Origin of the sequence: Maricaulis sp. (assembly GCF_039978735.1) — a bacterium.
Taxonomy (GTDB): Bacteria; Pseudomonadota; Alphaproteobacteria; order Caulobacterales; family Maricaulaceae; genus Maricaulis.
Window position 1 is genome coordinate 159,091 of record NZ_JBDWAS010000045.1, and the last position, 11,977, is coordinate 171,067.

The following is an 11,977-nucleotide window of genomic DNA, read 5'->3' on the forward strand; positions in this document are numbered from 1 at the left end:
GATGAAGGGCAAGCGGACAATACGGCCCGAGGAGCGTGCGCTCTGGCGGAAAGTGGCGCGTTCGGTGACCCCGCTCGATGATGCCAAGAAGCAGTCACTTGAGCATGACGAAGAGCCCCCATTGGTGCCCCCTTCGAGTGACATTGATGCCCCATCCGGTGACGTTTCCGCCCGCAAGCCGGACAGGCCGCTGCCGCAGCGTCATGCCTATCGCGATCCGGCCACCCATCGCCCGCCGGTGCCGCATGACCGTTCGACGGAAAAACGCGTGCGCCGGGGACGGGTGGAGATCGACGCCCGCCTCGATCTGCACGGCCTGACCCAGGACCAGGCGCTGTCCTCGCTGCGCCATTTTATCACGATGGCCCACAGGGGGGGATATCGCACCGTTCTGGTGATCACCGGCAAGGGGCTGAAGACGCGCGAGCGCGATGCCGAGCCCTGGGACTATGTCGAGGAACCCGGCGTGCTGCGCCGCAAACTGCCGGAATGGCTGGGTAGTCCGGAATTCCGTCAGCAGGTGTCAGGAATAGCGCCCGCCCATATCCGCCATGGCGGCGGCGGCGCCTTCTATGTGACGCTGCGGGTCAAGCCGAAAACCGGCTGATACGACAGGACAGATCAGGATGAGCGAAGAGAGCTATATGATCCGCCGGCCCACGGCGGAGGAGACGGCGCGTCTGACCGTGCTGTCGGGCTGTTCCGGCGGCGGCAAGTCGAGCCTGCTCAAGGAACTGGCCCGGCGCGGCCATGCGGTGCGGCCCGAACCCGGCCGCCAGATCGTGCGCGAGCAGACGCTGATCGACGGTCCGGGCCTGCCCTGGAAGGACCTTTCGTGCTTTGTTGACCTGTGCCTGTCGCGCGCGACGCACTTTCACGCGACCGCTGTGGCGGAGGCGCGGCGGACGATTTTCGACCGCTCGGTCGTGGATGCCGTTGCCGCGCTGGAGCGGGCGGGACTTGCCGTGGCCGGTCACCATCGCCGGATCGTCGAGCGGCTGCGCTATGCGCGTACGGTCTTCCTGGTCCCGCCCTGGCAGGAGCTGTTCGAGCAGGATGGCGAGCGGCAGCACGATTTCGGCGTCGCGGTGGCCGAGTACGAGCATCTGCTGACCGCCTATCCGGCCGCAGGTTATGATGTCGAGATTGTGCCGAAGGGTCCGCTGGCCGAGCGGGCCGATTTCATCGAGGCCCGGCTGGCTTGAAGGCTGAACATCATCCGGCCGGCGCCCGGGACATGAGAATCCGGATGGCCGCGCCGCTGAACAATACAGCGAGAACGGCATTGAAAGCGCGTTTGAGACGGGCATAGCCGCGCGCGACTGGCGGGGCGGCGAAGAGCAGCGCATAGCCGCAGAAGATCAGCCCGGCCAGCGCCCCGAGTGCGGCGACGATGACGGCGAGTTCGGACAGGCCGGCACCGGCCGGCAGGCCGAGGGAATACAGCGCGCCGAAAAAGAACACCGCCTTGGGATTGGTCAGATGGATCAGCAGGCCCCGGCGGAAGGATGCGGCTGGCGAGGCGGGAACAGTCCGCTTGTCAGCCATGTCAGCAGGGGTTTGCCGCTGCAGCGCGGTGCGGGCCGATCTGATTGCCAGATAGAGGAGATAGCCGGCGCCGAGATAGCGCAGGAGGGTGAAGGCCCAGGCATGGCTGGCCATGACAACGCCGAGCCCCGCCGCGGCCAGGAGTGACCAGGTCACCGATCCGGTCGTCACCCCGGCCGCGAGGGCAAGCCCGTTCCGGCGGCCCTCCTGCATGGATGCGGCGGCTATCGCCAGCGTGGCCGGGCCCGGACTGGCCATCACCAGCAAGCCTGCGCCCAGGATACCCGCCAGCGAAATATCCATGCCGCAGCCCGTCCCGTGTCAGAGAATGAACTTCGACAAATCGGCATTCTTGGCGAGTTCGCCGACATGTTTGGCGACATAGGCCTCGTCGATCGTGATTGTTTCACCGGAGCGGTCGGAGGCGGTGAAGGAGACCTCCTCCACCAGTTTTTCCATCACGGTCTGCAGCCGCCGTGCGCCGATATTCTCGACGGTCGAATTGACGTCGGCGGCCAGCTTGGCCAGCGCTTTCACGGCGTCCTCGGTGAAGTCCAGTGTCACGCCTTCCGTGCCCATCAGCGCGGTGTACTGCTTGATCAGATTGGCTTCCGGCTCGGTGAGGATGCGGATGAAATCGGCTTCGGTGAGCGCGGACAGCTCGACCCGGATCGGCAGGCGGCCCTGCAATTCGGGCAGCATGTCCGAGGGTTTGGCGACGTGGAAGGCGCCCGAGGCGATGAACAGGATATGGTCGGTCTTGATGGCGCCGTGCTTGGTGGCCACCGTCGTGCCCTCGATCAGCGGCAGAAGATCGCGCTGCACGCCCTCGCGGGAGACATCGCCACCGCGGGCGTCCGAGCGCGCAGCGATCTTGTCGATCTCGTCGAGGAAGACGATGCCGTCATTCTCGGCCAGCCGGATCGCCTCGGCGGTGATCTGGGCGTCGTCGAGCAGATTGTCGGCCTCTTCCTCGATCAGCGGCTCATAGGCATCCTTCACCTTCATGCGCACGGTCTTGGTCTTCTTCGGGAAGCCCTTGCCAAAGAGTTCGCCCAGATTGAGCACACCGGCCCCGCCCGAGGGCATGCCGGGAATGTCCAGCATCTGCATGGGCGAAGAGGTCTCGGACAGCTGGATCTCGACATCCTTGTCGTCCAGCTCGCCGGCGCGCAGGCGCTTGCGGAAACTGTCCTTGGTGCTCTCCGAGGCGCCCGGCCCGACCAGCGCCTCGAGCACGCGGTTCTCGGCGGCGGTGTGGGCACGCGCCTTCACTTCCTCGCGCTTTTTCTCGCGCACCAGGGAAATGGCGATCTCGACCAGGTCACGGGCGATCTGGTCGACATCGCGGCCGACATAACCCACTTCGGTGAATTTGGTCGCTTCCACCTTGATGAAGGGCGCCCCGGCCAGCTTGGCCAGGCGGCGGGAGATCTCGGTCTTGCCGACACCGGTCGGCCCGATCATCAGGATATTCTTCGGCGTGACTTCCTCGGCGAGTGTCTCGTCCAGCTGCCGCCGCCGCCAGCGATTGCGCAGGGCGATGGCCACGGCCTTCTTCGCGTCGGACTGGCCGACGATGTGGCGGTCGAGTTCGGAGACAATTTCGCGTGGAGAAAAATCGGTCATCGAGAGCTTTGCGTTGCCTGTTGGTCAGCATGATGTAATCAGGGCTATGGCCTGAAACCAGTCCCGAAAGGCAGAACGCCCATGAGCCGTCCCCGTTTCCACCTGGCTTTTCCCGTCAACGATATCGCCGAGGCGCGCCGTTTCTATGGCGGTCTGCTGGGCTGTCCGGAAGGCCGCTCGGCCGAGAACTGGGTCGATTTCGACCTCTATGGCCACCAGATCGTCGCCCATTACGCGCCGGACGAATGCACGCCGCCGCCGACCGGCGCGGTCGACGGCCACCAGGTGCCCTGCCGCCATTTCGGTCTTCTGCTGGACTGGTCCGACTGGGAAAGCCTGGCGGAAAAATTCCGCGATGCCGGCTTCGAATTCGTCATCGAGCCCTATGTGCGCTTCGAGGGCCAGCCGGGCGAACAGGGCACATTCTTCGTCCGCGACCCGGCCGGAAACAATCTGGAATTCAAGACCTTCCGCAACGACGACCAGATTTTCGCGGCGTAGGGCCCGCTCTTCTTGTCATCCCGGATGGATGCCCCACGCAGGCGGGGCGCAAGTCCGGGACCCATAATCCCGATGCCCATCCCGCTGCCACGGACATCGCGCCTGCTACGCGGCACAACGAGCGTATGGGTCCCGGCCCTCCGGCCTGCCTGCGCAGGCCATGCGACCGGGATGACACCGGAAGGGTGCGACGCATCAAGCGCTGCCTCAAACACGCTTTTCCCCGGGCTTTGTTCTTCCCCCGGACCCCGTTCCGGGGCCTGCGATCGATGGCAAGTCAGGCGCAGACCGTCTTCATATGCCGGGCCCCGGAACGGGGTCCGGGGAAAGTGTGATTGATGATGGAACGCTGGCGCCCTTGAGCCACCCCGGCTAGAGTGCACGCAGGCACATCGGGGGATGGGTCGATGCGGGTGTTTCCTTGACGGGGAGATGACCCTTGACCAGACCATGCCCGACGCCCTTCACCCGGCGATTTTCATTTGTCCGACTGGCCCTACCGGTGCTCGCCGGTGCGCTGGCCGTAACCCTTCCAGCCACTTCACCGGCTTTCGCACAGCAGGAAGACCTGCAGGCCCTGCTGTCGGCCCCTGTGGGAATCGAGCGCACGGCGCCGGTTTCCGGCGTGCCCTTCCAGACGCGGGTGCGGAAATTCTATCTCGACGCGTCGGTGAACGGCGAGACCCGTGAATTCATCTTCGATACCGGCTCGCCGACCGTGCTGTCGCGCCAGCTCGCCGATGCGCTGGGGCTGGAAATTGTCGGCCGGAATACCGGTCGCGATGCCAATGGCACGCCGGTGACGATGGATTTCGCGATCATCGACCGGCTGACCCTGGGCGATGTCACCTTCACCCGCGTGCCGGTGCTGATCCATGACTTTTCCGGCCTGGCGACCGGGGCCTGCCTGATCGATGGCGGGGTGATCGGGTCGGAAATCCTGCCCGGCAGTGCCTGGCGGATCGACGCCGCGGCCGGCCGGCTGGAGATCGCCGAAAGCGCCGCCGCCCTGGCGCCGCTGGAGACAGTGCTGTCTGCCCCCCTTCATGATTTCGGCTATCCGCACGCGCCCGTGCTCGACTATGCGCTGGGGCGGATCGAGGACAAGGCATTGTTCGATACCGGCAGCGAGGAAGAGGTGGTGCTGTTCCATGAGGTCGCGGACAGCCGTCCGGCGCGGGCGCATGTCGTGCGCGGATCGGTGGTGACCGGCCAGGGCAGTGACGGCGAAGGCGCGGGCGGACGGTCTGAAAACCGCGAACTGGTGCGCTTCTCGCTCGAGGATTTTCGCATCGGCGAGACCTCGCCCGGCCCTGTGCGCGCCACCACACGCACGGTCCCGCCCAGCCTGGTGGGTGCAGGGATGACCGATCGTTTCATCGTGACGCTGGACTATCCCGGCGCGGCCTTCACCCTGTCCCCGCGCGACGTGCCGGCGCCGGAACGGGTCGAACCGGGCTTTGCCCTGGCTTTCGCGGGCGAGGGAGTCGAAGTGGTGCAATTATTCCAGGGCTCGCCGGCAGATGAGGCCGGCCTGCGCCTGGGCGACCGCGTCACGGCGATCGACGGGCGCGTCCTGGGCGGTGATGGCTGCGAGGACGTGCACTGGCTGATGGCAGAGTACAGCGAGGCCGATGGCGGCGCGCTGACGGTGGATCGCGCGGGCGAAACGCGTGTCATCGAAGTGCCGCCGGTGCGCTGAGGCGGGAGGGCGTTTTCTTCCCCACATCGTGGGGGAGAAGCACAACACCCGGTTTCCCCGCACCCCGTTCCGGGGCCTGTGATTGCTGACGAACTGAGCACAGCACGTCTTCATGTGCCGGGCCCCGGAACGGGGTCCGGGGAAAGTGCGCTTGAGGTGAAGGGGCGCGTCCGCTGCCAGGCTTGTTCAGGCTGTCAGCGGGCTGCGACAAAAAGTCTGTATTGCATTTTAGTCTGTGATGCAGACATAATACCCGTCTATGGAGGTGACCATGACGATGCCCATGACCCGCGCCCTCTACCGGCGCTCCTTCGACGATGGCTGGCTGGACGTACTGACCGGGCTCGGCCTGGTGCTGATCGGGCTGGCCTGGCTGGCCGATCAGATCGTGCTCGGCGCACTCGTTCCGGCGGCTCTGGCGCCATTCTGGACGATCGGCCGGCGCGCGCTTGTCGAGCCCCGTCTTTCTTCGCCGCAATTCGGGTCGGCGCAGCAGGCCGAGACCCGGCGCGCCCTGACAGGCTGGTTGATATTCGGGGCCGGCGTCGGCCTGACCGAGCTGGCCTTCCTGATCTTTGTCAATCGTGGCGGAACGGGTCTGGGCGGTGTGGGGAATGTCGCCGTCGGCATTCCTGCCATACTGGTTGGCTTGGGGCTGTTCGCGGGCTTGATGCTGGGCGCGAAACGGTTTGCCGCCTACGGCCTCTTCGCGATCGGGCTCGGTCTCGCCGGCGCCTGGACGGGTACGGACCGCCCTGGTCTGCTCATCCTCCTGTCGGGTGTGCTGGTGCTGGCATGCGGCGGTGCGCTTCTGGCCCGCTTCATGATGCGCTACCCGATGACAGGGGACGAGGATGCCTGAGGCCGGTATCCTGCCGGAAATCCGGGATGTGCTGGCGCTGGACAAGACGATCCACGAGCCGGCGCGCCTGGCGATCCTGGCGCTCCTGCTCTCGGTCGATAGCGCCGACTTTACCTGGCTGATGCGCCAGACCGGACTGACCCAGGGCAATCTGTCCGCCCATCTGGGCAAGCTGGAGGCGGCTGGTCTGGTGTCGGTCGAGAAAGGGTTCGAGGGCAAGCGCCCGAAAACCACGCTGCGCATCACGCCGGACGGCGCCGCGCGCCTGCAAGCCCAGGGCAAGGCGCTGATCCGCTTTCTCGGCCTGATCGATATCCGCCCGTCCCGGGCGGCTGAAAAGCGAAAGGATATGCGATCATGAAACACGCAGGTTTTCCGCGCCTTGCCGCTGTCATGACAGGCGCCTCGGCGGTCATGACAGCCCTCTATCTCATGCGCGTCCTGGAACCCGGATCGACGAACTGGACCCTGTTCGTCTTCATCGTCTGGACGCTACTGGCGCTGACCAATGCGGTCGCGCTGACAATCGGCCTGCGCCGCTGGGGCCGGGCCCGGCAGTAGCCGGATACCGAGCGTTTCCATCATCGTTCGGGCGCCTGATCCGTCGCCGGCAAGGGTTTGAGCAATAGACGGCGAGGCCGGCCGCAGAGGCGAAACGCGCTACGCCCTACCCCGTGAACCGGGGCGGAAAGGCGAGTGCGCCGAAACTCCATTTTCCCCGGAACGGGCCCCCCGGGGAAAGTGCGCTTGAGTGAGTGAAAAGTGTGCTTGAGTACGAGAGCTGCCCTATTCGCTGCCCAGCACTTCCACGGTCAGGTTTTCGTTCGTGTAGACGCAGATGCGGGCGGCGATGGCCATGGATTTGCGGGCGATGACTTCCGGGTCGTCCTCGTAGTCGAACAGGGCCCGGGCGGCCGAGAGGGCGTAATTGCCGCCGGAGCCGACGGCGACGATGCCGTCTTCCGGTTCCAGCACATCGCCGGCACCGGTCAGCAGGTAGGTTTCCATGCTGTCGCCGACGATCAGCATGGCTTCCAGGCGCCTGAGATAGCGGTCGGTGCGCCAGTCCTTGGCGAGCTCGACACAGGCGCGGGCGAGCTGGCCGGGATATTGTTCCAGCTTGGCCTCCAGGCGTTCGAACAGGGCGAAGGCGTCGGCGGTGGCGCCGGCGAAACCGGCGACGACATTGCCGCCGGCCAAGCGGCGCACCTTGCGGGCATTGCCCTTCATCACGGTCGGCCCGATCGACACCTGGCCGTCGCCGGCGAGCACCAGCTTGCCGGCCTTGCGGACCGCGACAATCGTGGTGCCCCGCCACTGGCTGGCATCGGCATAGTCGGTCGGGGAAGCGTGGGTCATGCGAGGGTCTCCCTTGGATACCCCCTGCATGTGGCCGGGTCCGGCGCCGGGATCAAGTCCCGGGCGCCGGGCGCGGCTATTCGTTGACGGCGCGGTCGCTGCTGGAATCGGTGGCGAACTCCACCAGATCGGCACCCGGCATCGGCCGGCCGAACAGGAAGCCCTGGGCCAGGGTGGCCCCCTGGGCGCGCAGCATGTTCATCTGCTCGGCGGTTTCCACGCCTTCCGCGACGGTTTCCAGTTTCAGCGACTTGGCCATGGCCAGGATCGTCTCGACGACGATGCGGGCGTGCGGGTCGGTCGCCATGTCGCGCACGAAGGACTGGTCGATCTTGAACACGTCGAAGGGCATGCGCGTCAGGTAGGACAGGGAGGAGTGGCCCGTACCGAAATCGTCGATGGCGAAGCTGACACCGCGATCGCGCAGCGGCTGCACCTGTTCGATCACCCGTTCCGGGTTTTCCATCGCGATCGATTCGGTGAGCTCCAGCTCCAGCAGGTGCGGCGGCAGATTGGCCGCCTGCAGGGCATCGAGCACGGATTCCGAGAAGCCTTCGCGTTCGAACTGCATGGCCGAGACGTTGACCGCGACCGGAATTTCCAGACCGCGGGCCCGCCAGGAGGCGGCTTCGCGGCAGGCGGCGCGCAGCACCCAGTCGCCGATCTCGCCGATCAGGCCGCATTCCTCGGCCGCCTCGATGAAGGCGCCCGGCGACAGGAGGCCGGCCGTCGGGTGCTGCCAGCGCACCAGCGCCTCGGCCCCGGCACACGTGCCGTCCTTCATCAGGACTTTCGGCTGGTAGTAGACGATCAGCTGGTCCTGCTGCACGGCGTCGCGCAGCTCGTTTTCCAGCACCAGGCGCTCGAAGGCGGACTGGTTCATGGTCGGCTCGAAGAATTGCGCGGCCGAGCCGCCGGCGCGTTTGGCATGGGCCATCGCCAGGTCGGCATGACGCATCAGGGTTTCCGGGTCGGCCCCGTCCTGCGGGAAGACGGCGACACCGATCGACACGCCCAGGAAGACGTGGTGGCCGGAAATCTCGAACGGCATGCGGATCGCGTCGACCAGCTTGTTGGCGACGCGGGCCGCGTCGGCGCTGTCGGCAATCTGCGGCAGCAGAACGGTGAACTCGTCGCCGCCGAGACGGGCGACCATGGAGGGTTCCTCGCCGCTGGCGGAGGCCATGTCACAGCCGCGGGCAACCTCGGAGAGGCGGCGGCCGACCATTTCCAGCAGGCGGTCGCCCTCGCCGATACCCAGACTGTCATTGACGCGCTTGAAGCGGTCGAGATCGAGGAAGAGCACGGCACCGGACGTGCCCTCTTCCAGCGCCTTGCGGGCCACGCGCTCGGTTTCCTTGCGGAAGCGTTCGCGATTGGGCAGCTCGGTCACCAGGTCGACATAGGCCAGGCGATGGATGCGTTTGAGATTGCCGTCCAGGCGCGCAAACATGCGGTTGAAGGCATTGGCGAGCACTTCCAGCTCGTCGCCGGTCTTCACATTGATGCGCATGTCGAGATTTTTCGACGAGGCCAGGCGCGCGGCATCGGTCAGCGTCTGCACCGGCTTGAGGGCGCGGCCGACGATCAACGCGGCCAGCGGCAGGAAAATCCCCAGGGCGAACAGCGCGATCAGCGTCTGGCGCTGGATCGCCGCATTGCGCGAGGCGACCAGTTCGACCAGTTCGCGCTTGGCATAGACGACCCCGACCAGGCGGCGTTCGGCCGTATAGACAGGCGCGGCCATTTCCAGGAAGCCGTCATGCACGGAATAGCGCAGATCGCCGGCACCCAGGGCCATGACGGCCATGTCGGCGGCGCGCAGGCGGCCCTGTTCACGATCGTCGTCATAGGCTTCGCCGAGCACTTCGCGGCGATTGTTGAGGACGTACATTTCCGACGCGCCCAGCGAGGCGATCAGTTCCTCGACATACAAGTCGACGAAACCGTTATTGTTTTCGGACACCGCGTTGGCCAGCCGGCTCGCCGTGGTCTGCAGCGAGGCCACGGACCGGTCGATCAGCAGGTTACGCGTTTCCCGTTGCGCGGAAATGCTCTCCAGCGTCATCAGCATGAGTGTGGTCGCGAAGATAAGAGCGCCGGTGAGCAGCGTGAACTTCATCACCAGCGAACGCATTACCCGCGACACCGCTTTGCGGATGGGTGCCATGTCTACCCCTGAGCGCGCTCCGGTTCTGGAGCGCGTTTTCACCACCAAATACGCAGGCAAGAAGACCTTCTCGCCCGTTCTCAAGGATCACGGTGACACCAAGCACTTGAATTGTGGTTAAAATGCCGGAGTTTTTTCGTTAAGTTTTTAGTCGAATACCGGAAACGCCTTTACTCGAAGGCGATTCCGGCCTCTTCCGCGAGGTCTTTCAGACTGCAGTCGGGACGTGCGCCGTAGTGGGAGATGATCTCGGCGGCGGAAATCGCCCCCATTTTACCCGCTTCCGCCAGCGGCCGGCCCTGGGCGATGCCCAGAAGAAAGCCCGATGCGAAGAGATCGCCCGCACCCGTCGTGTCGACCAGTTGCGAAACCGGTTCGGCCGCCACGGTCACGGTCTCCCCGCCGGCGACGATCACGGCGCCCTTTTCCGACCGCGTCACCGCGGCGATGGCCACATCCTGGCGTACGGCGTTGAGGGCGGTATCGAAATCCTCGGTCTCGTAGAGCGCGAGCAGCTCGGCCTCATTGGCCAGCAGGATGTCGATATGGTTGGCCACGAGATGGCGGAAGGAGGCGCGGTGCCGGTCGACGCAGAACACGTCGGACAGGGTCAGCGCGGTGCGGCGATTGGCAGCGGCGGCCATTTCGGCGGCGGCAACATAGGCGCGCTTGGCCTCTTCGCGGTCGAAGAGATAGCCTTCCAGATAGATGATCTCGGCGGCCTTGAGCGCTTCGGCGCCGGCCTCGACATCATCCTCGGTCACCAGGGCGGCCGCGCCCAGGAAGGTGCACATCGAGCGCGCCGCATCCGGGGTGACATTGATCAGGCAGCGGCCCGAGGCCGGACCTTCCTGCAGGGCCGGCGTGTCGAAATGCACACCGATCGTGCGGATGTCATGGGTGAAGATCTCGCCCAGCTGGTCACTGGCCACCTTGCCGATATAGGCCGCCTTGCCGCCCAGCGAGGCGACACCGGCAACGGTGTTGGCGGCGGATCCGCCGGAGGCTTCCTTGCCCGGCTGCATGCGCGCATAGAGCGTGCGCGCCCGGTCCTCGTCGATCAGTGTCATGGCATTCTTGGCGATGCCCTCGGCGGCGAGAAATTCATCGCTGGCCGGCGAGAGAACGTCGACAATGGCATTGCCGACGGCGAGCACGTCGAAACGGGCTTGGGACATGGAAAATCCGTTCAGTGGCTGAAAGACAGCGGGTTAAGCCGTGACACCTAACCGCAGCGCTGCGCGAGAACAAGGCTTGCGGCCGGACACCGCTCTGCTAAAGCCCGCGCCATGACCCGTATCGCCTTTCTCACCGCGGCCTGCATGTTCCGCGACAATCCCGCCGCCCGCGCCGACTGTTTCGAGTACGAGCTCGAGATCGCCGCGCTGCAGCCGGCCTGTGCGGCTGCCGGTTTTGACCTCGTGCCGGTGATCTGGGACGATCCGGACTTCGACCCGTCCACTTTCGACGGCGTCATGATCGGCACCTGCTGGGATTATATGGAAAAGCCGGACGCCTTCATGGCGAGGCTGGAGGCGATTTCTGCGGCGACGCGCCTGTTCAACCCGCTGCCCATGGTGCGCTGGAACAGCCGCAAGACCTATCTCAAAGACCTCGCCGAACGCGGCGCGCCGATGATCCCGACCGTGTGGGCCGAGCGCGCCACGGCGGACACGATCGCGGCGGCCTTCGAGACGCTGGACTGCGACGATATCGTGGTGAAACCGGTTCTGGGGGCCGGGGCCTGGCGCCAGGCCCGGATCCGCAAGGGCGAGCCCGTTCCCGCAGCCGAGGCCCTGCCGCCGGCGGACTGCATGATCCAGCCCTTCCTGCCGGCCGTGGCCGAGGAGGGTGAATATGCCTTCCTCTTCTTCGGCGGCGAGTTCTCGCACTGTGCCCGGAAAATCCCGGCCAGCGGCGATTATCGCGTGCAGTCGGAATATGGCGGCCATGAGGAAATCCATGTGCCCGGCGAAGACGAACTGGCGCTGGCCCGTTCGGTGCTCGACTGTATCGAGGGCGAGCCGCTCTATGCGCGGGTCGACATGCTGCGCGGGCTCGACGGCCAGCTGGCGCTGATCGAGATCGAACTGATCGAACCCTATCTCTACCCCGAACAGGGCCCGCAAATGGGCGAGACCCTGGCCCGCGCGCTGGGGCGGATGCTGGCTGTGCCGGCCTAGAAAAGCGGCGGTTCCGGGGAACG

The 11,977-nt window shown here is 65.8% G+C and carries 13 protein-coding genes; 8 read left to right on the plus strand and 5 right to left on the minus strand.

Features of this window, described 5'->3' with window-relative positions:
- The first annotated feature begins 1 nt into the window (after position 1).
- A complete protein-coding gene (locus ABJO18_RS13365) occupies positions 2-607 on the plus strand; it encodes a Smr/MutS family protein (protein ID WP_348509505.1) in 606 nt (201 codons plus the stop codon).
- A gap of 19 nt (positions 608-626) precedes the next feature.
- Positions 627-1,205: an AAA family ATPase gene (locus tag ABJO18_RS13370; protein WP_348509506.1), complete on the plus strand. Its 579-nt coding sequence runs from the start codon at positions 627-629 to the stop codon at positions 1,203-1,205.
- Positions 1,206-1,215: 10 nt separating this feature from the next.
- Here the strand turns inward: ABJO18_RS13370 and ABJO18_RS13375 are convergent, their stop codons facing one another.
- Together ABJO18_RS13375 and hslU are read right to left on the minus strand one after the other, a co-directional pair.
- A complete protein-coding gene (locus ABJO18_RS13375) occupies positions 1,216-1,851 on the minus strand; it encodes a LysE family transporter (protein WP_348509507.1) in 636 nt (211 codons plus the stop codon).
- Between the two features lie 18 nt (positions 1,852-1,869).
- Positions 1,870-3,177 carry an ATP-dependent protease ATPase subunit HslU gene (hslU, locus tag ABJO18_RS13380; protein ID WP_348509508.1) on the minus strand — a complete coding sequence of 436 codons (1,308 nt, stop codon included), beginning with the start codon at positions 3,175-3,177 and terminating at the stop codon, positions 1,870-1,872.
- An 81-nt stretch (positions 3,178-3,258) separates the two neighbouring features.
- Between hslU and ABJO18_RS13385 the strand changes: the two genes are divergently transcribed.
- From ABJO18_RS13385 to ABJO18_RS13405, 5 genes are all read left to right on the plus strand, one after another.
- On the plus strand, positions 3,259-3,678 hold the full coding sequence (locus tag ABJO18_RS13385) for a VOC family protein (RefSeq protein ID WP_291881915.1): 420 nt from the start codon (positions 3,259-3,261) through the stop codon (positions 3,676-3,678).
- 439 nt (positions 3,679-4,117) lie between these two features.
- On the plus strand, positions 4,118-5,380 hold the full coding sequence (locus ABJO18_RS13390) for an aspartyl protease family protein (RefSeq protein ID WP_348509509.1): 1,263 nt from the start codon (positions 4,118-4,120) through the stop codon (positions 5,378-5,380).
- Positions 5,381-5,651: 271 nt separating this feature from the next.
- Positions 5,652-6,242 (plus strand): hypothetical protein, encoded by a 591-nt coding sequence (locus ABJO18_RS13395; protein ID WP_348509510.1) that lies wholly within the window; start codon positions 5,652-5,654, stop codon positions 6,240-6,242.
- The gene (locus ABJO18_RS13400) at positions 6,235-6,603 is read left to right on the plus strand and encodes a transcriptional regulator (RefSeq protein WP_348509511.1); all 369 of its coding nucleotides are present in this window, start codon (positions 6,235-6,237) and stop codon (positions 6,601-6,603) included. Before ABJO18_RS13395 ends, ABJO18_RS13400 begins: the two co-directional genes overlap by 8 nt.
- Positions 6,600-6,803 carry a hypothetical protein gene (locus ABJO18_RS13405; protein ID WP_348509512.1) on the plus strand — a complete coding sequence of 68 codons (204 nt, stop codon included), beginning with the start codon at positions 6,600-6,602 and terminating at the stop codon, positions 6,801-6,803. The genes ABJO18_RS13400 and ABJO18_RS13405 overlap by 4 nt, the downstream gene beginning before the upstream one ends.
- 225 nt (positions 6,804-7,028) lie before the next feature.
- Here the strand turns inward: ABJO18_RS13405 and hslV are convergent, their stop codons facing one another.
- The 3 genes from hslV to ABJO18_RS13420 all read right to left on the minus strand — a co-directional run bounded on the left by hslV (position 7,029) and on the right by ABJO18_RS13420 (position 10,949).
- Complete coding sequence (hslV, locus tag ABJO18_RS13410) at positions 7,029-7,601, minus strand: ATP-dependent protease subunit HslV (protein WP_348509513.1); 573 nt, start codon at positions 7,599-7,601, stop codon at positions 7,029-7,031.
- A gap of 76 nt (positions 7,602-7,677) precedes the next feature.
- A complete protein-coding gene (locus ABJO18_RS13415; protein WP_348509514.1) occupies positions 7,678-9,771 on the minus strand; it encodes an EAL domain-containing protein in 2,094 nt (697 codons plus the stop codon).
- 170 nt (positions 9,772-9,941) lie between these two features.
- Positions 9,942-10,949, minus strand: coding sequence for an adenosine kinase (locus tag ABJO18_RS13420; RefSeq protein WP_348515966.1), 1,008 nt, complete (start codon positions 10,947-10,949; stop codon positions 9,942-9,944).
- A gap of 111 nt (positions 10,950-11,060) precedes the next feature.
- On the opposite strand from ABJO18_RS13420, the gene ABJO18_RS13425 reads away from it, so the two are divergent.
- A complete protein-coding gene (locus tag ABJO18_RS13425) occupies positions 11,061-11,954 on the plus strand; it encodes a hypothetical protein (RefSeq protein ID WP_348506589.1) in 894 nt (297 codons plus the stop codon).
- Positions 11,955-11,977 lie beyond the last annotated feature (23 nt).

What these genes read in the sequence shown, in the direction of transcription:
- ABJO18_RS13365 (WP_348509505.1), top strand. Translation starts at nt 2, where the DNA reads ATGAAGGGCAAGCGGACAATACGGCCCGAGGAGCGTGCGCTCTGGCGG.
- ABJO18_RS13370 (WP_348509506.1), top strand. Translation starts at nt 627, where the DNA reads ATGAGCGAAGAGAGCTATATGATCCGCCGGCCCACGGCGGAGGAGACG.
- ABJO18_RS13375 (WP_348509507.1), bottom strand. Translation starts at nt 1,851, where the DNA reads ATGGATATTTCGCTGGCGGGTATCCTGGGCGCAGGCTTGCTGGTGATG.
- hslU (WP_348509508.1), bottom strand. Translation starts at nt 3,177, where the DNA reads ATGACCGATTTTTCTCCACGCGAAATTGTCTCCGAACTCGACCGCCAC.
- ABJO18_RS13385 (WP_291881915.1), top strand. Translation starts at nt 3,259, where the DNA reads ATGAGCCGTCCCCGTTTCCACCTGGCTTTTCCCGTCAACGATATCGCC.
- ABJO18_RS13395 (WP_348509510.1), top strand. Translation starts at nt 5,652, where the DNA reads ATGACGATGCCCATGACCCGCGCCCTCTACCGGCGCTCCTTCGACGAT.
- ABJO18_RS13400 (WP_348509511.1), top strand. Translation starts at nt 6,235, where the DNA reads ATGCCTGAGGCCGGTATCCTGCCGGAAATCCGGGATGTGCTGGCGCTG.
- ABJO18_RS13405 (WP_348509512.1), top strand. Translation starts at nt 6,600, where the DNA reads ATGAAACACGCAGGTTTTCCGCGCCTTGCCGCTGTCATGACAGGCGCC.
- hslV (WP_348509513.1), bottom strand. Translation starts at nt 7,601, where the DNA reads ATGACCCACGCTTCCCCGACCGACTATGCCGATGCCAGCCAGTGGCGG.
- ABJO18_RS13415 (WP_348509514.1), bottom strand. Translation starts at nt 9,771, where the DNA reads ATGGCACCCATCCGCAAAGCGGTGTCGCGGGTAATGCGTTCGCTGGTG.
- ABJO18_RS13420 (WP_348515966.1), bottom strand. Translation starts at nt 10,949, where the DNA reads ATGTCCCAAGCCCGTTTCGACGTGCTCGCCGTCGGCAATGCCATTGTC.
- ABJO18_RS13425 (WP_348506589.1), top strand. Translation starts at nt 11,061, where the DNA reads ATGACCCGTATCGCCTTTCTCACCGCGGCCTGCATGTTCCGCGACAAT.